This window comes from Spartobacteria bacterium UBA695, from assembly GCA_002298145.1.
Classification (GTDB): Bacteria; Verrucomicrobiota; Verrucomicrobiia; order Chthoniobacterales; family Chthoniobacteraceae; genus UBA695.
The window spans coordinates 25,482-44,845 of record DBMP01000022.1 but is presented as its reverse complement, the minus strand read 5'-3'; the positions used below and the strand labels follow the sequence as shown (position 1 = coordinate 44,845).

The window sequence follows — 19,364 nt, the reverse complement described above, 5'->3', positions numbered from 1 at the left end:
GATGAAAGCGCAGCTTTTCGAGATCACCCACACCACGCTCTACCGGTACCACTCACCGGTGCTCTCCTCCTATAACCTGATGCGCCTGACGCCCCGGCGCGACGAGCGCCAGAAGTGCCTCGCCCACACCATCGAGATCACCCCCACGCCCGGCGCGCAAAGCGTCCATACGGATTACTTCGGCAACGAAGTCACCTTCGCCAGCCTCGCCCTGCCCCACCAGGAGCTTTGCATCACCTCCCGCAGCAAAGTCACCGTCAGCCCGCCCTACATGCCCGATTCGTCCGAAACCCCGGCGTGGGAAACCGTGGGCGCCTACTGCATCAGCGACCGGAGCCGTCCCGCGCTGGAAGCCGCCGAGTTCCTCTTCGCCTCCCCGCAAGTCCCCATCGGGCCCGGGTTCGCCAACTACGCCACGCCGTCATTCACCCCGCGGCGGCCGATCCTGGAGGCGGTACTCGATCTTACTGAACGCATCTTTCACGACTTCACCTTCGACCCCACGGCCACCACCGTCGCCACGCCGCTGGAGGAGGTACTCGCCAACCGCCGGGGCGTTTGCCAGGACTTCGCCCATTTCCAGATCGCCTGCCTGCGCTCCCTGGGCCTGCCCGCCCGCTACGTCAGCGGCTACCTGGAGACCGTGCCGCCGCCCGGCTGCCCCAAGCTGACCGGCGCCGATGCCTCGCACGCCTGGATCTCCGTCTACTGCCCCGGCATCGGCTGGATCGACATGGACCCCACCAACAACCTCGTCCCCTCCATGAGCCATGTCACGCTCGCCTGGGGACGCGACTACGGCGACGTCTGCCCCGTGCGCGGCGTCGTCAGCGGCGGCGAATGCCCCACCCTCTCCGTAGCCGTGGACGTCGTGGCCCTGGAAGAGCCCGGCATAGGGGTACTGTAGCGCACCCTGCCGCGAGGTGGCAGCCTGTTTATTTGCTTTGACGCAAGGCTCTTTTGTATTATTTAGGGGGCTCAACAAGCCACGATGCCTATCGAAGCACCTCTTCCCGCGAACGAGAGTCAGCGGCTGAAAACACTGGATAGCTACGCTATCCTGGACACACCCCGCGAGGAGAATTTTGACCGAATCACCCGGCTCGTCAGCCGCATCCTGAAGGTCCCCATAGCAACCGTCACCCTCGTAGACAAAAACCGTCAGTGGTTCAAAGCCTCCTGCGGCCTCGAAACCCGGGAGACCCCGCGCAACATTGCCTTTTGCGCACACGCCATCCTTTCGGATGAGATGATGATCGTCCCTGATGCTACCCAGGACCCGCGCTTTGCCGATAACCCCCTCGTCACCGGTCCGCTCGGCGTCCGTTTCTACGCCGGGATGCCGCTGAAGGCCCACGACGGCAGCAATATCGGCGTACTCTGCGCCATCGACCGGGCCCCCCGGAAATTCACCGCCAAGCAGAAGGAACTCCTGAAAGAACTGGCGCATATTACCACCTCGGAACTTCGCCTGCGCCGGGAAACCCTGGAAAAAAACCGCCTGGCCACCGCCATCGCGCACATCGCCACGCAGATCGTGGTCATCGACTGCCACCAGCCGCATCACCCCATTGTCTTCTGCAACCCCGCATTCTCGGAAATTACCGGCTACCCGCAGGAGGAAGTCATCGGGCAGCCCATCGGCATCCTGCAGGGCGAAAAAACCGACCCCGCCGCCTACCACGAAATGACGGCGGCCATGGCCAAGCAACAACCCTACAAGACCACCCTGCTGCATTACCGGAAAACAGGCGAGCCCTTCTGGAACGACATCCACATCACCCCGGTCTTTGACGAAAAGGGCCAAGTGCAAACCTACGTGGGCATCGGGTACGACGTCACCGAGCGCAAGAAATCCATCGACGAACTGAGCGCCAACTACGAGCAGCTCAAGGAAATGGAGACCCTGCGCGACAACCTCACCCACATGATCATCCACGATCTGCGCGCGCCGCTCTCGTTTATCATGGGGTTTCTGGAAATCGTCGAGCAAACCGCCGTTGAACGGCTCAACGAAATGGAAATGGAGGCCCTCCAGAACGCCCACGACGGCACCCGGCAGCTCAACGAAATGGTGACCTCGCTGCTGGACATCAGCCGCCTGGAATCGGGCAAAATGCCGATCACCCTCGCCAAAGCGGACTTGAACCGCGTCATCCATGACGCGCTGAAAAAGCAAGTCGCCCTGGTCGGCGCATCCCGGCTAATCCTGGAGTTTGGGGAAATCCCCATCCCCATCCGCTGCGATACCGGCGTCACCGCGCGGGTCGTCACCAACCTGGTGGGAAACGCGCTCAAGTTTTCGCCCGAGAAAACCGCCGTGAAAGTGCGCGTCACGCTGAAAAGAGGGCAGGCCCTCGTCTCCGTCACCGACTCCGGCCCCGGCATCGCCAAGGAGGCGCACGCGATGATCTTCGAAAAATTCGGCCAAGTGGCGGGCATGCGCCAGCTGCATTCCAGCGGGCTCGGGCTGACGTTCTGCAAGCTCGCCGTGGAGGCGCAAGGCGGCAAAATCGGCCTGGAGAGCGACCCCGGCCACGGCAGCACCTTCTGGTTCACGCTCCCGCTGGCCAACCCGTGCGACCCGCCCCGGAGCCGAAAACAGGAAAAACAGCCATGAACAAAATCAGTGCGGGCATCGTGCTTTTCCGGCAGACGACCGGGGGAATCGAGGTCCTGATCGTCCATCCCGGGGGCCCGTTCTTTGCAAAAAAAGACGCCGGAGCCTGGTCGATCCCCAAGGGAGAGACGGAGCCTGGCGAGGACCTGGAGGCGACGGCGCGGCGCGAATTCCAGGAGGAACTGGGCATCGAAGCCCTCGGCCCGCTCATCCCGCTCGGCGAGGTCCGGATGAAAAGCGGCAAAACCGTTCACGCCTGGGCTCTTGACCGCTCCGGAGACGAGATCGACCCGGAGCAACTCCACAGCAACACCTTTTCTCTGGAATGGCCGCCGAGGTCCGGGCAGATCCGGGAGTTCCCGGAAATCGACCGGGCCGCCTTTGCCACCCTGGCCACCGCCCGGGAAAAGCTCAACCCGGCTTTGATTCCGTTCCTGGACCGGCTGGAAAACGCCCTCGGCTAACCGGCAGCGAAAAAAACGCTATTGCCCGAGAGCCGTCCGCGCGTCTCGCCACGTCTCCTCCTTTTTCGCCAGCTCGACCAGCGCGCGGCCCGCGCACGAGAGATACTGCCCCCGCGGCCACGCCAGCGCGGGGCTCCAGTCGATCACCGCATCCTCGATCTCCACCACCGCCACCCCCGGCGTATCCCGGATGACGAAATGCGGCAGCAGCGCCACGCCCGCCCCGCTGCCCACCAGCGCGGCGATAAACTGCGGCTGGCCGCTGCGGCCCGTGATCTGCGGCGCGAACCCCGCCCGGCGGCACACCCCCGCGATCCGGTCGTTGAGCGTAAACCCCTCGGGAAAGAGAATCAGCGGCACATCCTTCAACGCGGCCAGCGGCACCGAGCGCTTAAAGGCCCAGGGGGAATCCGGCGGCACCACCAGCGCGAGGCTGTCCTGGAAAATCGGCGCGGATTCAAAACGCTCCTCCGTCACCGGCTGCAAGAGCATGCCGATCTCCACCTCCCCGGACGTCAGCGCCCCCTCGATCGTATCCGAACCGCTCTCAAAAAGCCGCAACTCCACCGCCGGATACAGCTCCTTAAATGCCCGGATGAGCGGCACAAAAAGCATCCCCGCCAGCGGCGGCACCCCGAGGCTCAGCTCGCCCCGGCGCAACCCGGCCAGCTCATCAAGCTCCGCACGCAGCCGGGCCGTCTCGCCCAGCAGCGAGAGCGCGCGCTGGTAGACGATCTTCCCCGCATCGGTCAGGGAAATCGCGTTCCGATCCCGCACAATCAGCACCTGGCCCAGCTCATCCTCCAGGAGCTTGATCTGGCGGCTCACCGAGGGCTGGGTGAGCAGAACGTGTTTACCCGCCGCGGTGAACCCACCCTGGCGGATCACTTCGACGAAGACTTGCAGAGATCGGAGTTCCATTTGCACCATACGTATTTCAAATGGTAGCCATACTTACAATCTATTTTTCAAATGACCGGCGATTTGGTATTCCTGTTCGCCCAATGAAATTCCAAGCACGTCAACACCTTCGGCCTGCTCTCGCCGCGTCGCTTCAAATCGCTTTTTTCACCCTCGTGTGGATCGCGGCCAATTTTCTCGGTCATAAATTCGGATGCCGCATGCCGGCCAGCGTCCTGGGCATGATCGCCGTCCTGGCCCTGCTCTTTTCGGGCATTCTCAAGCCCAAGTTCCTGCACGACGGCGCGCACCGGCTCCACGGCGAGATGCTCCTGTTTTTCATCCCCGCCGTGGTGGCCATCATGAACTACTCCCACCTGCTCGCCGCCCAAGGGCTGCGGCTGCTGGGCGCCATCGGGCTCGGAACGGCTGTCGTCATGGCCGGAACCGTCTGGACCGTGGACAAAGTGTTCCGCTGGGAGAGCCAAGCCGCCAATGCCGCGCCCGCGCCGGAAAGCGAGAGCTAAAGGCCATGGCGCTTTTATGTTTGCTGATCACCCTCGGAATTTACGCCCTCGCCAAACGCCTTCACCTCTGGCGGCCCGCCATCTGGACCATGCCCGCGTTGATGGTCCCGACGATCCTGGTTCTATTGCTCGTCTGGCTGCGGATTCCCTTTGCCGTTTATAACCAATACAGCCACTGGCTGGTCTGGCTGCTGGGCCCGGCCACGGTAGCCTTCGCCCTGCCCATCTACCAGCAACGCGCCATCCTGCGCCGCTACCCTATCTCGATCTGCGTCGGCGTCCTCTCGTGCATCGTCCTCGGGGCGGGCGGTTCGTGGGCGATCTCGCGCCTCTTCAGCCTGTCGCCGGACGTGGAGCGCTGCATGGTCCTGCGGTCCGTCTCCACCCCCTTTGCCCTCGAAGCCGCCGGGCTGGCGGGTGCCTCGCAGGGGGTCACCTCGCTGGTCGTCATCCTGACGGGCCTTTGCGGCATCATCATCGGCGAAACCGTGCTCGGGTGCGTCTCATCCCGTTCGCGGCTCGCGCGCGGAGCCATGTGGGGAGCCGCCGCCCACGCCTTCGGCACCGTCAAAGCGCAGCATCGGCACACCGACGAAGGCGTCGTCTCCAGCATCGTCATGATCCTCGCGGGCGTCGCGATGGTCCTGCTATCAGCCTGCGTTTTCTAGGCTGGCGCGCGCCATTCATCGCGGGCGGCGCTTGCGGTCCCCTCGCAGCCGGGTGAGCCGGAGGCGGTTGTATCGTTGGGTTAAAATGCACGGAAGATTCGCCAGGATCGCGTAGGCGACCATGATCAAATCCACCCACCAGGGATTCCACAGAAAAAAGACCGGCGCCGCGGCCATCGTCACCCAATGCGCCGCCTCGCCCCGGCAAGTTTCCTGAATAAAACGCTCCAAATAGTCCGGGGCGAACGCAGTCAGCTTCCGTTTGGGGAAGCCCTTGCGAAACCAAGATGCGGCGTCAGGCAGGAACGCTTTCCATTGTTGGATGGCAAAGAGACGCTTGTAAATCTCTCCGCCATGCTCCCAGCTTCGCGGTCGGAAAAGCCAGCTTTGCGGGTTGAATGTATTGGGAGGAAGTTGAGTGACGCCCCAAGACACGGCGAGGTGGATCACGGGCCAGCCAAGGACATTGATTGCAACTAACCAGGCAACGGGAAGTTCAATCAGCATTAACGATACGCCCTTTCCATTTGACTGGCCCTTGGGAGCGGGTTGCGGACCAGGCAAACACCGCACAGAAAAAAATCAGCGGCACGGGGTAAAGCAATGCCGTGACCCAGCGGAACGCCCCGATGCGCCGGAGCATGGCATAAAGCTGGAGCGCAAACAGCAGGTAGAGGCCCAGCGAGGCCGTCGAGGGCTGCCAGACCAGGAGATTCAACGCAAAAAACATTCCGCACATCCAGGCGACGATCAAGGCCAGCAAGGGGCGCGCCGTGCCGCCAGCCCCGGAGGCAAAGGCTTTCGTCCAGCCTTCCACGAGTTCCTTTAGCCCATGCGGATACATGCGAAAGGCGAGCACGCCCTTGCCCCCGTAACAGTGCAGAGGCACCCCGGCGGCTTGAAAATGCCGGGCGAGGGCGAAGTTTTCCAAGATCCGATCTTTGACCGCTTCGTGGCCTTTCACGCGGAAGTAGGCCGCGCGGTTGACCATCAGCATCTGCCCAAACAAACCGCGCGGAAAGAGGGCGGAGCCGCGCAGGGTGAAAGCGCCCATGCCCGCCGTCATGGCAAGGTTGAAGAATGCGGAAAGCTCTTCGTAAGGCCGCTGGACGGCATGATAGGGGCCGACCGAGAGCACGCCTCCACCGGCAAGGTAAGCATCGAGGATTTTGCGCAAGCCCCCGGGCTCGAACCAGGTATCGGCATCCAAAAACAGCAAGAGATCGCCGCTTGCGAGCGCCGCGCCTTGATGACAGGCCCACGGTTTGCCGCGCCAGCCGTCGGGGAGCGGCGGAGCCTCCAGCACCGTGGCCCCCAGTTCGCGCGCCACGGCAGCGGTGCGATCCGTCGAGCCATCGTTGACCACTATCACTTCGCGGGGTTGCGCGGTTTGCAAAGCCATCGAGCGCAACAGCGTGGGGAGATTCGCTTCCTCGTTGCGCGCGGGGATTATGATGGAAAGCGATGGGTACGGTGCCGGGCGGGGTGCGCCCTGTGGAACCGGCAGCCGCCAAAACACCCCGAACCCGACGAGCCAGAGCCCCAGCGTTATCGCAAAGAAAATCATCCCCGATCCCATTCCACGATTTTCCGGCAGACGTTCTGTCCGCAGAGCACCACCATCGGCATCCCACCGCCCGGGTTCACCGAACCTCCGACGAAAAACAGATTCGCGTAACGGCTGCTCTGCTTGGGGGCTTTGAAGGCGAAATTCTTGAACCGGTCGGATACCACGCCGTAGATGGAGCCTTGGTTGGAGTAATATTGAGCCTGGATATCCAGCGGCGTCCAAACGTGTTCGAAGACAATGTGCTTGCGCAGATCCGCCAGGCCCATGGCTTCCAGCCGGTCGATGATCCGGTCTTTGAGCGCGAGGTAGTCGGCGCGACTGAAGGGATGCCGCGGGTCGATGCACGGGATGTGCGGCAGGATTTTGAGGCAGTCGCAACCGGCGGGGGCCACTGTCGGATCGGTCTTGGAGGCCGCGACGAGGTAGATCGTCGGGTCGTCCGGTAATTGGCCTTTTTCAAAGACGGTGCGGAAGTGGCGGCGCTGGTCGCTCGAAAAGAAAAAATTGTGATGCGCGAGCTGCGGGTACTGGATGTCCAGGCCGAGATCCAGGATCAAGCCGGAACAGGCGGGCGCGAATTTCTCCAAAGTGCGCATGAACTTCGCATCCTCTTTGAGCAAGTCCCGGTAGGCCGGGATCACCTCCATGTTCGACACCACGATGTCTGCCGGTTCAACCCTGCCCCCTTTGCACGCGATGCCCGTGACGCGCTCGCCCTCGGTGAGGATCTCCACCACCTCGCTCTGGAGATGAACCGCGATGCCCAGCTCCTGCATCAAGCGCCCGAGCCCGAGCGCGATCCCATAAAGCCCGCCGTCCACGTACCAGAGATCGTAGCGAAACTGGATCGTCGGCAGGCAGTTCATGAAGGCCGGGGCGCGGTAGGCCGAGGAGCCAACGTATTTGATGAAGTAGTCGAAGATGTCTCGGTAATACCGGGTACGCAAATAGCGGGCAACGCCGCCGTGCATCGTGCGGAAGACATCAAACCGCAGGCAGTCCCCAAGGCTGTAGAAACGCGCGAAGTCCCGGGCGTTGTCCAAGCCCTGCTGAAAGTACCCCCGGTCGACGAGGTCGTAAAGGCGGGCGGAGTATTCGAGGTAACGCCGGACAGCTTCGGGAGACTCGCCCACTTTCCGGGCCTCCGCCGCCATCCGGTCGGGCTCGGGAAATAAGTCGATGGTCGTGCCGTCTTCAAAAAAATTACGCCAATGCGGACGCAACGGGCGGATCGAAATATAGTCGGCAAGCTTGCGGTGCGAGCGCTCGAACAACCGCTCGAACAGATGCGGCAGCGTGAGAATGGAAGGCCCGAGGTCAAAGGTATAGCCGTCCTGTTTTAAGACGTTGAGCTTGCCCCCGATCTTGTCATTCTTCTCGTACACGGAAACCGCGTACCCCTCTTGGGCCAACGAAATCGCCGCCGAGATCCCGCCGAGCCCGGCTCCGATGACGATCACTTTTTTTGGTTGCTGGTCCATCGACACTCCCCTCGTTCCGGCGGTGAGCTGCGATTCGGAGGAAACCCTCAACGCCTCTATGAATTGCGCCGCCCTTGTGGAACGTCAGCGGGCCTATTTTCGGTCTCATGCAACCCGGCCCCTGGAATTCCGGCGCGCGCGGTTGCGTGAACTCCAGGCGGCCATTGAAACCCGCGAGAGGGAGCTGCTGGAGGCATTGCAGGCCGATCTCCACAAGCCGCCCCAGGAGGCTTATGCCAGCGAGCTTGGCATGGTTTTGGGAGAAATCCGCCATACGGTGCGGTGCCTGCCAAACTGGATGAAGCCTCGACGCGGCCACCTGCCCCTGCTCACCTTGCCGGGGCGCGCCTCCGTTCAGCCCGACCCCTACGGCGTGGCCCTGATTGTGGGTCCGTGGAATTACCCATTCCAGTTGCTTTTCACGCCCCTGGTGGGCTGCATCGCCGCGGGGAACTGCGCTTGCCTGAAGCCGTCGGAACTCGCCCCGCACACTTCGGCAGTCGCGGCCAAGCTCATCCGCGCAACGTTTTCCGAGGAATATATTGCCGTGGTGGAAGGGGGCCGGGAGGCAGCGGAAGCGCTGCTGGAACAACGCTTCGATACGCTCTTTTTCACCGGCAGCCCTGGCGTCGGGCGTTCGGTCATGGCGGCGGCGGCCAAGCATCTGACGCCGGTGACGCTGGAGCTGGGGGGCAAATCTCCGTGCATCGTTTGCGACGATAGCCCCCTGGAAATCACCGCGCGCCGCATCGTCTGGGGCAAGACTATGAACGCGGGGCAGACGTGCGTCGCGCCGGATTATCTGCTCGTGGATCGCAGTATCCGCGCCCCGCTAGTTGCCGCAATGGCGCGGGCTATCGGCGCGTTTTACGGCCCCGATCCGCTCTCCAGCCCCGATTACGGGCGCATCGTCAACCGGTGGCATTTCGACCGGCTGGCGGCGTATCTGCCCCAGGGCCACATCGCCCACGGCGGGCGCACTTCCGCCAGCGAGCTTTATATTGAGCCGACGATCCTTACCGACGTTCCGTTGACGGCCCCGGTAATGGAGGAGGAAATTTTCGGCCCCATTCTGCCGGTGATCGACTTCACGGATTTCGAGGAAACCCTGGCCTTTCTGCGCGACCGCCCCTCGCCTCTCGCGCTCTACCTTTTCACCAAAGACCAGCGGACGCGGCAACGCCTGGCAGCCGAAACGCGCTCCGGCGGAATCTGCGTGAACGACACCGTGGTGCACCTGCTCGGCAAAGACCTCCCTTTCGGGGGTGTGGGCGAAAGCGGCATGGGCGCCTACCACGGGCGGGCGAGTTTCGCGTGTTTTACGCATTCCAAACCTGTGGTAGAGCGCTCCCTGTGGGGCGATCCCGGATGGCGTTACCCGCCTTTCCGGCGCGCTTTTGGAAGCTTCAAGCGGGTTTACCAATGGATGCTGGGGCGGTAGGGCTGCGGCGGGCTTGAAGTTCGCTACCCCTCATCCGGCGGCACCCTGCGTTTACAATCAGGAAGGGATCACCGTATGGCGCGAACCGTATTGATTGTCGGTGCGGGACCGGGCGGGCTGGGAGCCGCAATGCTGCTGGCCAAGGCAGGGGTGCGCGTCACGGTCGTCGAGCAAAGGGAACGCATTGGCGGGCGCACCTCGGCGATTGAAGGGGGCGGCTATCGGTTTGATGTCGGCCCGACCTTCTTTATGTATCCGCGCGTCCTGGAGGAGATCTTTGCCGCCACGGGGCACGATCTGCACCGGGAAGTCGAGATGGTGAAGCTCGATCCTCAATACCGCATCACCTTTGGCGCGGGCGGCGATCTTCTTTGCACCCCCGACCTCGAACAAATGGAACGCGCCGTGGCCGCTCTGGCTCCGGCGGACGCGGGAGCGCTGCGCCGGTTCATGACCGACAACCGGGAAAAACTCGCCCGCTTTCGCCCCTGCATGGAGAACCCGTTCTTGAGCTGGCGCGACGTCGTCACCCCGCGCATCCTGCGGCTCCTCCCGTTCCTGGCTCCCTGGCGCTCGCTCAACGACGAACTGGGCCGCTATTTCAGCGATCCGCGCGTCCGGCTTGCTTTCTCTTTCCAGTCCAAATACCTCGGCATGTCGCCCTACCGCTGCCCGAGTCTGTTTTCCATCCTCTCGTTCATCGAATACGAATACGGCGTCTATCATCCGATCGGCGGCTGCAATGCCATCACCGCCGCAATGGCCCGGGTTGCGCGGCGTCTCGGTGTCGAGTTCCGGCTCAACGAACCGGTTGAGGAATTACGGCTCGAAGGGGGGCGCGCTGTGGGGATTCGCACCGCCTCGGGGGAAACCCGCGCGGACGCCGTCATCGTCAACGCTGACTTCGCCGATTTCATGACGCGCCACGTCCCTGCCAGCGCGCGCCATCGCTGGACCGATGCCAAAATCGCCCGCAGCAAATACTCCTGCTCCACCTTCATGCTCTACCTCGGCATCGAGGGATGCTGCGATCTGCCCCACCACAGCATCTACATTTCCCGGGACTATCCCCGGAACCTGGAAGAGATCGAGAAACGGCACGTACTCTCCGCAGATCCGTCGTTCTACGTCCAGAACGCCTGCGTCACCGACCCGTCCCTGGCACCTCCGGGGCACAGCACGCTGTACGTTCTTGTGCCCGTCAGCCACATGCACCCGAATATCGACTGGAGCTGCGAACGGGATCGCTTTCGCGCCCTGGCAATCTCCAAGCTGGCCCAACTCGGGATCACGAACCTCGAAAGCCGCATCCGCTTTGAAAAAATCACCACGCCTGCCGACTGGGAATCGCAGGGGCCCATCTACCGCGGGGCCACCTTTAACCTCGCCCACAATCTCGGCCAGATGCTGCATTTGCGCCCGCGAAACCGCTTTGAAGACATCCCCGGAACGTACCTAGTCGGCGGCGGCACCCATCCCGGGAGCGGGTTGCCGGTGATTTTCGAATCCTCCCGCATCACCTCGCGGCTGGTCTTGGAGGACCTCGGGATTTCCTCCGCGTCTCTTGCCCCCCGCTCACAAGATACCTGAATGCCATCCTATGAGCGCGGACCTCATTTTGGTAACTGGAGCGACGGGCTATGTGGGCGGACGGCTGGTGCCCCGCCTGCTTTCTTCGGGTTACCGAGTGCGTTGCCTGTCGCGCGACCGGGCGCGGCTGAAGGGACGGCCCTGGAGCGACCAAGTGGACCTGGCCCAAGGCGACATGATGCAGCCCGATTCGCTGATCGCGGCGATGCGCAATGTTAAGGTTTTGTATTACTTAGTACACAGCCTGGGCGGCGGGAGCGATTTTGCAGAACGGGATGTGGCGGCCGCGCGCAACTGTGCCCAAGCGGCCCGGACGGCGGGCGTGGAGCGCATCATTTACCTCGGCGGTTTGGGCGACCCGGCATCGGACCTTTCGCCCCACTTGCGCTCCCGGCAGCGAACCGGCGACGCCTTGCGCGAAGCGGGCGTGCCGGTAACGGAGTTCCGCGCCGCGGTCATCGTCGGCTCGGGCAGTCTGTCGTTTGAGTTAATCCGCTACCTGACCGAGCGTCTGCCGGTGATGATCTGCCCCAAGTGGGTCTTCACCCGGGTCCAGCCAATCGCGATCCGCAATGTGCTCGACTACCTGGTCGCCGCGCTCGCGTGCCCGGAAAGCGCGGCCCAGATCCTTGAAATCGGAGGCAAGGATGTCCTGCCCTATGCCGACATGATGACGGGTTACTCGCGGGCCAGGGGGCTTAAACGGCGGTTGATCGCCGTGCCCGTGTTGACCCCTCGGCTCTCCTCCTACTGGGTCCACCTGGTCACGCCCATTCCCGCCAACATCGCCCAACCCTTGATCAAAGGCCTGGGCAACGAAGTGATTGTGCGCGACCACACCGCCCGCATGCTCTTCCCCGACATTGATCCGATGGACTACGAGACCGCCGTGCGTCTCGCGCTGGACCGGGTGCAAAGGCATGGGGTGGAAACGGCGTGGAGTGACGCGCTGACCTCCAGCCAGGGCCACCGGACGCCCCGGGAATTGACCACGCGGGAGGGGATGATCATTGAGCGGCGGCAGCGGACGGTCCCCGCCTCGCCCCATGCGGTCTACCGGAGTTTTGCGCGGCTGGGCGGCGCGCGGGGATGGCTTTATATGGATTGGGCATGGAAGGCGCGCGGAATACTGGATCGTATTTTCGGCGGGGTCGGGATGCGCCGTGGGCGACGCGATCCTGAGGATTTACATGTGGGCGACGCTCTTGATTTTTGGCGTGTGGAAAGGGTGGAGCCGGGCCAGCTCATCCGCTTGCGGGCTGAAATGAAAGTTCCTGGCCGGGCCTGGCTGGAGTTTGAGGCGCGCCCCGAGGCCAATGGGCAGACGCTCCTCTTGCAGACGGCGTTCTTTGAGCCAAAGGGTTTACTTGGCCTGCTTTATTGGTATGCCCTGTATCCGATGCACAGCCTGATCTTCAGCGGCCTGATTCGGCGAATCGCCCAGCAAGCGGAGACTTAAAAAAACAGCTCTGCCACTCCTGCAAAAACAAGCAGAAAAACAATCAAGATCCAAAAGGGCTTTTTCATTCACAGAAGCTTCTCAATTAGCCAATCCAATTATCGGCCCCAAATCCATCCGAAAATCATTCCGCTTCAACTCCTCGGCATAAAGGCTCGAAACAGTACCGTCCAAAAAAAGCGCATTGCGGCAATGAAGCTTGTCCCGGAACAGCTCGGCAAACTCATAAAAATTCACCGGAACATCGCTGATTACAAAAATCGCAATCCCGGGCGAGGGCACCCCTACCCCATTCCGAAATAGCCGGGACTCCGAATTGGGACTAAAGGCCGGGTGAATCCGCCCGTTCCAAACAAGAATAGGGCCAGACTGCGTTGCGAGAACGCTTCTTTCCCGCAGCTTGGGATACTCAGACGATTCGACAATCTGCGCTCCGCTCTCCGTAATTGAAAAAACACCATTCGGTTTTAGGAAAAAGTTCCCCTGTCCGTTGGCCGTATTGAGCGGTGACCGTTGTTGCCCATCAACAACAGCGAGTCCCACAGCAGACAAATCCCCGTGGTACATCCCCGCATTCATTGCAAACACTAGCTTCTTGCCGTGCGACTGGAGCCAACTGGCAAGCCGGTCAAAACGCCGAAACGGCTGCCCCGCTTCATCCCGGTAAAACAACTGGAGCCGCTCCTTCCGAACATCCACACGACAAACCGTTACGCTTTTACCTGCAATCTCCTCTTTAGTGAATTCAACGGCAGAAACATTTCCGTTCACAACAGACCATGCAAACCCAAGAGCCAAAAGCCGCTTGCCATACCACACAATACTCGAAATTTTCTCCAGACCGAATTTCAGTTGCGGGCTATGGTTCATCCTATCTCGTTGTTCTTGTGATCAGGCCGCTATTGGGCCTTTCCGGGAGAGAGTACCTTAATCGCTTCAGAGCTGCCAATCACAGTGATCGATGCAATGGCTTCGAGACGCTTTGGTTTTGCCCCTGAATAATCCGGTGGGTAGAACCTGCGTGGCATGTTTGTAAGTTTTTCAAACAAATAGGCCTCCTCGGATTCGACGCCGATATTCGGGGCATTCGGCCTATGGATCTTTACTTTAGCGTATGGTTCATCGTCCCGGCTGATTTTAAACCTGCAATCCGGCTGATTCGTCTCGATTAGGTATACGGTCGGTCTATTTTGTTCGTCGTAAGCGGTTGCTGTCCATTTCGGATTTTCACAATCACTCACGTCTGTTTTCCAAGTTCCGAAGGGCCCGAGAGACTTCCCTTTTGCCCCCCAATACGCCCATTCCGCCCAATCTGCTTTGCGGCCAGAAGCCCGAAGCAGCCTTAAGTAGCCGTCTACCGTTTCAGGTTTTCTGTCACTTCGAGCCAAAACTCTTAGCTCCCCCACCCGCCGATCAAAATCCAAGACATAAAATGCCTGTCCCCAGCGATCCAACGCTCCCGCAACGATGATTATAGGCGAACCGTGAACTTTTTCGATCCAGAAAGGCCGGACAGATGGCGTTGCAGGAAGTCTATCGGTTTCGGATTCTCTCCAACCTCCCGGCCTCCATACAGGGCCGATTCTCCAAAACCCCTTGGGGTCCCACGTTTTTCCATTCCATACAGAGAACCCTAGGCCTATCTGATCACCATCTTCAGTTTCGCCAGAAGCAGATTGAGCCAAGTCAACCAAAGCGATGCGTTTTCCACACAAATCTACACAAAGAACATAACGCCCATCTGCCATTAAGCTTCGTTCATTTTCCCCTTTCGGAGGAACCACAGTCGCAAGAGTTTTACGCAGCAGCTCTTTGGCCGTGGTTACCTGCTCCGATTGATCCGCCGCTGACACAGTCTGCTTTTCTTTCCAATCTGCCGGTTCCTGAGCAATCGAAGCCATCGGGAGGGCCATTGTCAGCACCATCAATAAAAACAGCCACAATGCCCAAGTGAATCCGCTAACGAGAATCGCCCGCATCATAGTTCCATGTTAGAAATCGGGAGCCGAAAACACAAGCGAACGGAATCGGTAATTTTATATAAATACCTCGTAAGGATACACACCGATGTAGGCGAGGGGAGTTGAACCCGCACCCACACGCCCTGTTTGCTCTGAATGGCGGCCTTTTCGCGCAAATTATGCACGCCGTATGCATATTTGAGCCGCCTCACACCATACCTTTGGGGTGTCTCCTTATACTGATCCACATCCCCTCCCCTTCACATAAGGGTACCGCCAATTTGTCGTAATTCAACACGGGGCTACGGGCTCGCATTTATCTTCCCCCGGGAGATTTGCCTTGGTATGAGGTTCTGATGAATCTTGATGGAATCAAGTGCGTCTGGCTTTCTTTGATGCTCTCGGTCTTCGCTCCGGCATTGCCCGCCGAAGAACCAGCGAAACTCCCCATCCTTTACCCCTTCGTCCGTGACGGCAAATGGGGATACATTGACGGGACCGGGGCATGGGTCATCGAACCCCGTTTTCAACATTGCCGTCAACTCTTCGAGGGGGACCGCGTCAGTGTCAGCGAGGGTGAACGATGGGGTTATATCGACCGCTCTGGCCAGTGGATCGTCAAACCCCAATTCACCTCCCCTATTCTGGGTTTCAATCAACCGTTTGAGGTTGTCAGCTTGGGAAAAAAGCAGGGCATTTTGGAGCACTCCGGCACCGTGCTTCTCCCGCCGAAATACGACGCTGTGGAACTTCTGGGGGATAGGGCATGGGTGCGCGATGGTGAAAAGCTTGGCCTCTTCGGGTTCAACGGTCGGTGGATTCTAAAGCCCTCGATTAAATGGCCCCAAGGTCGAGAGATGCCAATTCCAACCGAGGATGGCGTTTCGTGGTTCAAACTTGGCAACAAGTGGGGGCTTTTCTCCCGAGACGGCAAAGTGCTCTTTGAGCCACAGTTCGCGGAGCACGTCATGGGAAGAAAGGAGTCCGAAGACTGGAACCATCCAGAAGGGCTGGATTTCAAAAATGGTCGGGCGTGGGTAACCGTCGGCAAGGAATACAGGCTCATTACGGCCGAGGGCAAGGTGCTCGTTCGACAGCCCTTCCAAGGGGTGCGTCCATGGACGGAGGATTTCTATATCTTTATAAGCAACGAGGGCAAACAAGGTCTGATCTCCAAAGACGGCGAGATCGCGCTCGCTGCTCGTTTCACCGAAATCACGCGGCCAAGTGAGGGATTGGCCGTGATCGTGGAACAAAAGAATCGGAAAAAGCCAAACGGCGAAACTGATACTTGGTGGATTTACGGATACATCGACGAACACGCCAAAGTCATTGTTGAACCAGGCATATATGCTGGCCCAGGCGTGTCGGGCGGCGGTCAAGTCCAGCTTGCTCCCTTTTCGGATGGGCTTGCGCCGGTCTGGAATAACTCTCCGGAAGGGACCCGCACCTCAACCTCTGACCGCTGTGCCGGTTACATCGATCACACCGGCACGCTCGTAATACCTGAGCAGTTTTCTCGAACGGAACCCTTCTCTGATGGATTGGGAGCGGTCAGTGAAAAGATCAAAGGGCGCACCTCGGGCTATTATTATGATTACCAATGGGGCTACGTAGACAAAACTGGAACCCTGGTCATTCCACCGCAGTTTGGCTGGACCACGCCATTTTGCCGGGATCGCGCATGGGTCTTAAAGGCCGGGTGCAATCCCCAAGACCATTACTGGGCGATGATAGACCGGACCGGAAAGGTGCTGACGGATTATGCCTACGTTCCGCCTGAGAAAAGACACACTATCTCCGAGTATGATTGGGACGCATCTCCCCCCCGGAAATACAGTGATGCCGAGTTTTTGCAGAAAGCGCGCTGGCGCGGGAATCTTGCGGTTATCTGCAAGGGAGATTTTCTCAACGGCCTTGCGGATATCGATGGTAAAATCCTCGTCGAGCCGATGTTTAACCGGATCAACGAATTCCACGATGGGGTGGCAGTTGCAGTGGATAGCAGAGGGAGGGACGACAAAGGGAATGTGACATTCGCCACGGCTCTTATTGCGGAGGAAGGCAAGATTCTCGCATACGACACCTACACCACGATCAGCGACTTCCATGGGGGCGTCGGATGGGCAACCCACCGTTGGACCGACCATCGCGGGCCATATCAGCACGAAGGATGGGGGCTGATCGACCCGAGCGCCCGCGAAATATCCGAACTCAAATACGTCAGCGCTGGTTGGGTCTGGGGCTCGGGAGAAAAATACACAGACAACCGATGCCCTACGTTTTACGGGGATCTCGCTCCGGTGGCGCTCGCTGAGGGCTATCAGCCCTACGGGGAACAAGTCTGGCTCCAGAATAGCTGGGGATACATAAACCGCGCCGGAAAAATCGTGGTATGGCACGAGAAAGATGCCGGGAAATAACCTTCCATTGACGCTACTCTCCCCTGCCAACCACGGAAGGAATCCGTGGAGAAGATGAGGTGAAAAGGATCGAGGACTTTAGAAACGTCCAATTCAGCGCCTAATTGGACTTTATGAAAGGCCACTTCGGTTGTGTCGCGGCCCGGTCACAATGGTCCGAGTGCCATATCGTTTTCAGAAAACCGGACTCGAACTGGCTGGCAGGTGTCACGGTGATGTGATTCCACGGAATTCGCCCGAAGAACCAGATTCGCTCCCCAAGACGCATTCCCTTACTGATGCGCAGGAGCTTTGGCGACGCAATACGATTGAGAAGTCGCCGATTACGTTCCCACCGATAGAGATTGTTTTTCACCCAATTTCACCGCGGCCTCAAGAAGCTTGTCGCTGTTTCCTCTGATCATGATCGTTCCTTGCTTATGCACTATTCTCCCCAACCACATTTATGAGGGAGAAATCGGATGCGCGATGCTTGACACCTACAGCCCCAAACATCCAGGCTTGGTAGCCGCGTAGCAACGGCGTCCTCTGTGCCCCAAGGTCCTCGATAATCTTTTCCAAATGATGAAAATGCACCATTTACTTCTCACCGGCATTGTCTTTCTCTGTTGCCTTGCCCCTTGGATTGGCAAGGGGAAGCCGGTCGTCGAAATATCGAGTCCGTCGGACACCCCGCCTCAGAAGTGGGTTGCAAATATCGGCGGCAACTTTCGGACTGCCAAGATAACTGATGACATCAAGGACACTTGCAGTCAGGCGATCAAGAAAATGAAGATTGCCAAAACTGTCACCGGGGGAAACCCTGTTCAGACAATGGAGGATGCGCAACGGCTTATTTGGCAGAACATATCCATTGCCGGTCACGGTCCTCGGGCATGCACGGAGTATGAAGGGTGGTTTATGATATCCAGACTCAATTGGGCCAAACTGGATGACGGATCATTCAAGTCTGGCCTCGCCGTCAAGAAGGGCACGACGGATATTTATGAATGGGATGAGTGAGCGGATTTTGCCGTCCAATTTTGGTTCTGTGGCTGTGGATTGCTTAGTATTTCGCTTCCTGTCCCTGATCGTCTTGTAGGAAAGACCGGACTCTAGCAGGCATAATTCTAGCAGTCGGCCAAAGCCCATAATCCTGTATAGGCCGAAGGCGCTTACTCCATTCTTCTGCCCCGTAAGGCACCAAAGTGTGTGCAACCACCACCTGAGCGGCTTGTTAGTGCCCTCAAACAAGGTGCCACATTGAATGGTGGTTTCGTGCTTGCACACCTTGCACGCAAAACGTCCTCGGCTCTTGCCATGATATTCGCCGTTCTTACATCGAGGGCAGGCAAATCCGGCGGGCCACTTGGCCAGGAACAGGAATTTCGCGCCGCTGCCATGGCGGTCATCATAATTTAGCCGATTTTTAGGGCAAGGGGAGAATAGTGCATAAGCAAGGATCGTTCTTCGTTTGCTCAACAGGGGGAAGAGATCAGGACAAGTTCCCTTTGCCGCCCTGCGGGTTCTTCCAATCAACCTCCATTTCCTCCCGCACAAACAATGATGGTATGGAAACGTGTTAATGAGATGGTATGAAAAGATGCAGGCGTAAAGGTATGGTATAGCGGCAAGAGTTTGCGCCAAAATAACTTGCAGCCACGAGAACGATGTTGCGAGCAGTAACGTTGCCTCGGATAACTGGACCAGTGGAATCAAAGCCGCCGAGTTTCCATAGAGCGCAAGATAGCTGGCCATCCTGTCGCAGGACAAGCGCCCCACAAGAAGAAATGGCTTCGCGCTTACCATCGGTTTGGCAGCAAATCCGGGGCAGACGCAAGCCGCTTCGTCTGGGAGTCGGAGGTGCTTCACTCCGGGCAGCACTGCTTCTTTCCTGATTTTGTGCTCCTTCACCAAAGCGGACGGCGCGTATTCCTAGAAATCGCCGGTTTCTGGACGCAAGCCTATTTCAAGCAGAAGCGCAAGACCTTGGAACTGTTCGCCGACAGGGAGATCATCCTCGCCGTGCGCGCAAGGAATGCCAGCCATTTCCTGGGGCTGGGAGTCCGCCTCCTGGAATTGCGAAAGGCTCTCAGCGTGGAATCCGTGCTCGCCGCGCTCCGCGAAACGACTCGCTAAGCGGTCGGCCCGCGCACATCCGAGCATACGAATATGAAAAAAACAACATGCCAAGCAAGTCTGCTGGCCGAAACGATACGTCAAGAATCTCCTCTTTCATCCAGGCGCAGGGGGTTAGAACCTGCCTTACCGGTTGTGATTG

Annotated in this window: 18 protein-coding genes; 11 read left to right on the top strand and 7 right to left on the bottom strand. The window is 59.4% G+C overall.

The window, feature by feature from the left end:
• The first annotated feature begins 1 nt into the window (after position 1).
• The 3 genes from B2828_RS12155 to B2828_RS12145 all read left to right on the top strand — a co-directional run bounded on the left by B2828_RS12155 (position 2) and on the right by B2828_RS12145 (position 3,084).
• On the top strand, positions 2-907 hold the full coding sequence (locus tag B2828_RS12155) for a transglutaminase family protein (RefSeq protein ID WP_479634015.1): 906 nt from the start codon (positions 2-4) through the stop codon (positions 905-907).
• 84 nt (positions 908-991) lie between these two features.
• Positions 992-2,620 carry an ATP-binding protein gene (locus B2828_RS12150; RefSeq protein WP_479634014.1) on the top strand — a complete coding sequence of 543 codons (1,629 nt, stop codon included), beginning with the start codon at positions 992-994 and terminating at the stop codon, positions 2,618-2,620.
• A complete protein-coding gene (locus B2828_RS12145) occupies positions 2,617-3,084 on the top strand; it encodes an NUDIX hydrolase (RefSeq protein WP_479634013.1) in 468 nt (155 codons plus the stop codon). Before B2828_RS12150 ends, B2828_RS12145 begins: the two co-directional genes overlap by 4 nt.
• 18 nt (positions 3,085-3,102) lie before the next feature.
• Here the strand turns inward: B2828_RS12145 and B2828_RS12140 are convergent, their stop codons facing one another.
• The gene (locus B2828_RS12140) at positions 3,103-4,005 is read right to left on the bottom strand and encodes a LysR substrate-binding domain-containing protein (RefSeq protein ID WP_479634012.1); all 903 of its coding nucleotides are present in this window, start codon (positions 4,003-4,005) and stop codon (positions 3,103-3,105) included.
• An 83-nt stretch (positions 4,006-4,088) separates the two neighbouring features.
• Here B2828_RS12140 and B2828_RS12135 point away from each other — a divergent pair, with 83 nt between their 5' ends.
• A complete protein-coding gene (locus tag B2828_RS12135) occupies positions 4,089-4,511 on the top strand; it encodes a CidA/LrgA family protein (RefSeq protein WP_479634011.1) in 423 nt (140 codons plus the stop codon).
• A 5-nt stretch (positions 4,512-4,516) separates the two neighbouring features.
• Positions 4,517-5,179: an LrgB family protein gene (locus B2828_RS12130; protein ID WP_479634010.1), complete on the top strand. Its 663-nt coding sequence runs from the start codon at positions 4,517-4,519 to the stop codon at positions 5,177-5,179.
• Between the two features lie 15 nt (positions 5,180-5,194).
• On the opposite strand, the gene B2828_RS12125 is transcribed toward B2828_RS12130, so the two are convergent.
• Genes B2828_RS12125 through B2828_RS12115 form a run of 3 tightly spaced genes read right to left on the bottom strand, consistent with a single transcriptional unit; the run spans position 5,195 to position 8,230 of the window.
• The gene (locus B2828_RS12125) at positions 5,195-5,686 is read right to left on the bottom strand and encodes a glycosyl-4,4'-diaponeurosporenoate acyltransferase CrtO family protein (RefSeq protein WP_479634009.1); all 492 of its coding nucleotides are present in this window, start codon (positions 5,684-5,686) and stop codon (positions 5,195-5,197) included.
• Complete coding sequence (locus B2828_RS12120) at positions 5,676-6,746, bottom strand: glycosyltransferase family 2 protein (protein ID WP_479634008.1); 1,071 nt, start codon at positions 6,744-6,746, stop codon at positions 5,676-5,678. The genes B2828_RS12125 and B2828_RS12120 overlap by 11 nt, the downstream gene beginning before the upstream one ends.
• Entirely contained in the window at positions 6,743-8,230 is a 1,488-nt protein-coding gene (locus B2828_RS12115) for a phytoene desaturase family protein (protein WP_479634007.1), read from the bottom strand. The genes B2828_RS12120 and B2828_RS12115 overlap by 4 nt, the downstream gene beginning before the upstream one ends.
• Between B2828_RS12115 and B2828_RS12110 the strand changes: the two genes are divergently transcribed.
• The 3 genes from B2828_RS12110 to B2828_RS12100 all read left to right on the top strand — a co-directional run bounded on the left by B2828_RS12110 (position 8,199) and on the right by B2828_RS12100 (position 12,720).
• On the top strand, positions 8,199-9,671 hold the full coding sequence (locus tag B2828_RS12110; protein WP_479634006.1) for an aldehyde dehydrogenase family protein: 1,473 nt from the start codon (positions 8,199-8,201) through the stop codon (positions 9,669-9,671). The genes B2828_RS12115 and B2828_RS12110 overlap by 32 nt on opposite strands.
• A gap of 75 nt (positions 9,672-9,746) precedes the next feature.
• Complete coding sequence (crtI, locus tag B2828_RS12105; protein ID WP_479634005.1) at positions 9,747-11,261, top strand: phytoene desaturase family protein; 1,515 nt, start codon at positions 9,747-9,749, stop codon at positions 11,259-11,261.
• 10 nt (positions 11,262-11,271) lie between these two features.
• Positions 11,272-12,720: an SDR family oxidoreductase gene (locus B2828_RS12100; protein WP_479634004.1), complete on the top strand. Its 1,449-nt coding sequence runs from the start codon at positions 11,272-11,274 to the stop codon at positions 12,718-12,720.
• 81 nt (positions 12,721-12,801) lie between these two features.
• Here the strand turns inward: B2828_RS12100 and B2828_RS12095 are convergent, their stop codons facing one another.
• The gene (locus B2828_RS12095) at positions 12,802-13,590 is read right to left on the bottom strand and encodes a phosphodiester glycosidase family protein (protein ID WP_479634003.1); all 789 of its coding nucleotides are present in this window, start codon (positions 13,588-13,590) and stop codon (positions 12,802-12,804) included.
• A gap of 29 nt (positions 13,591-13,619) precedes the next feature.
• Positions 13,620-14,702, bottom strand: coding sequence for a hypothetical protein (locus B2828_RS12090; RefSeq protein WP_479634002.1), 1,083 nt, complete (start codon positions 14,700-14,702; stop codon positions 13,620-13,622).
• Positions 14,703-15,037: 335 nt separating this feature from the next.
• Between B2828_RS12090 and B2828_RS12085 the strand changes: the two genes are divergently transcribed.
• Together B2828_RS12085 and B2828_RS12080 are read left to right on the top strand one after the other, a co-directional pair.
• Complete coding sequence (locus tag B2828_RS12085) at positions 15,038-17,104, top strand: WG repeat-containing protein (RefSeq protein WP_479634001.1); 2,067 nt, start codon at positions 15,038-15,040, stop codon at positions 17,102-17,104.
• A gap of 561 nt (positions 17,105-17,665) precedes the next feature.
• Positions 17,666-18,106 (top strand): hypothetical protein, encoded by a 441-nt coding sequence (locus B2828_RS12080; protein WP_479634000.1) that lies wholly within the window; start codon positions 17,666-17,668, stop codon positions 18,104-18,106.
• On the opposite strand, the gene B2828_RS12075 is transcribed toward B2828_RS12080, so the two are convergent.
• A complete protein-coding gene (locus tag B2828_RS12075; protein ID WP_479633999.1) occupies positions 18,044-18,841 on the bottom strand; it encodes a transposase in 798 nt (265 codons plus the stop codon). The two genes, B2828_RS12080 and B2828_RS12075, sit on opposite strands and share 63 nt — an antisense overlap.
• Between B2828_RS12075 and B2828_RS12070 the strand changes: the two genes are divergently transcribed.
• Positions 18,785-19,222, top strand: a complete 438-nt coding sequence (locus tag B2828_RS12070) for a DUF790 family protein (RefSeq protein ID WP_479634090.1) — start codon at positions 18,785-18,787, stop codon at positions 19,220-19,222. The genes B2828_RS12075 and B2828_RS12070 overlap by 57 nt on opposite strands.
• Positions 19,223-19,364: the final 142 nt, after the last annotated feature.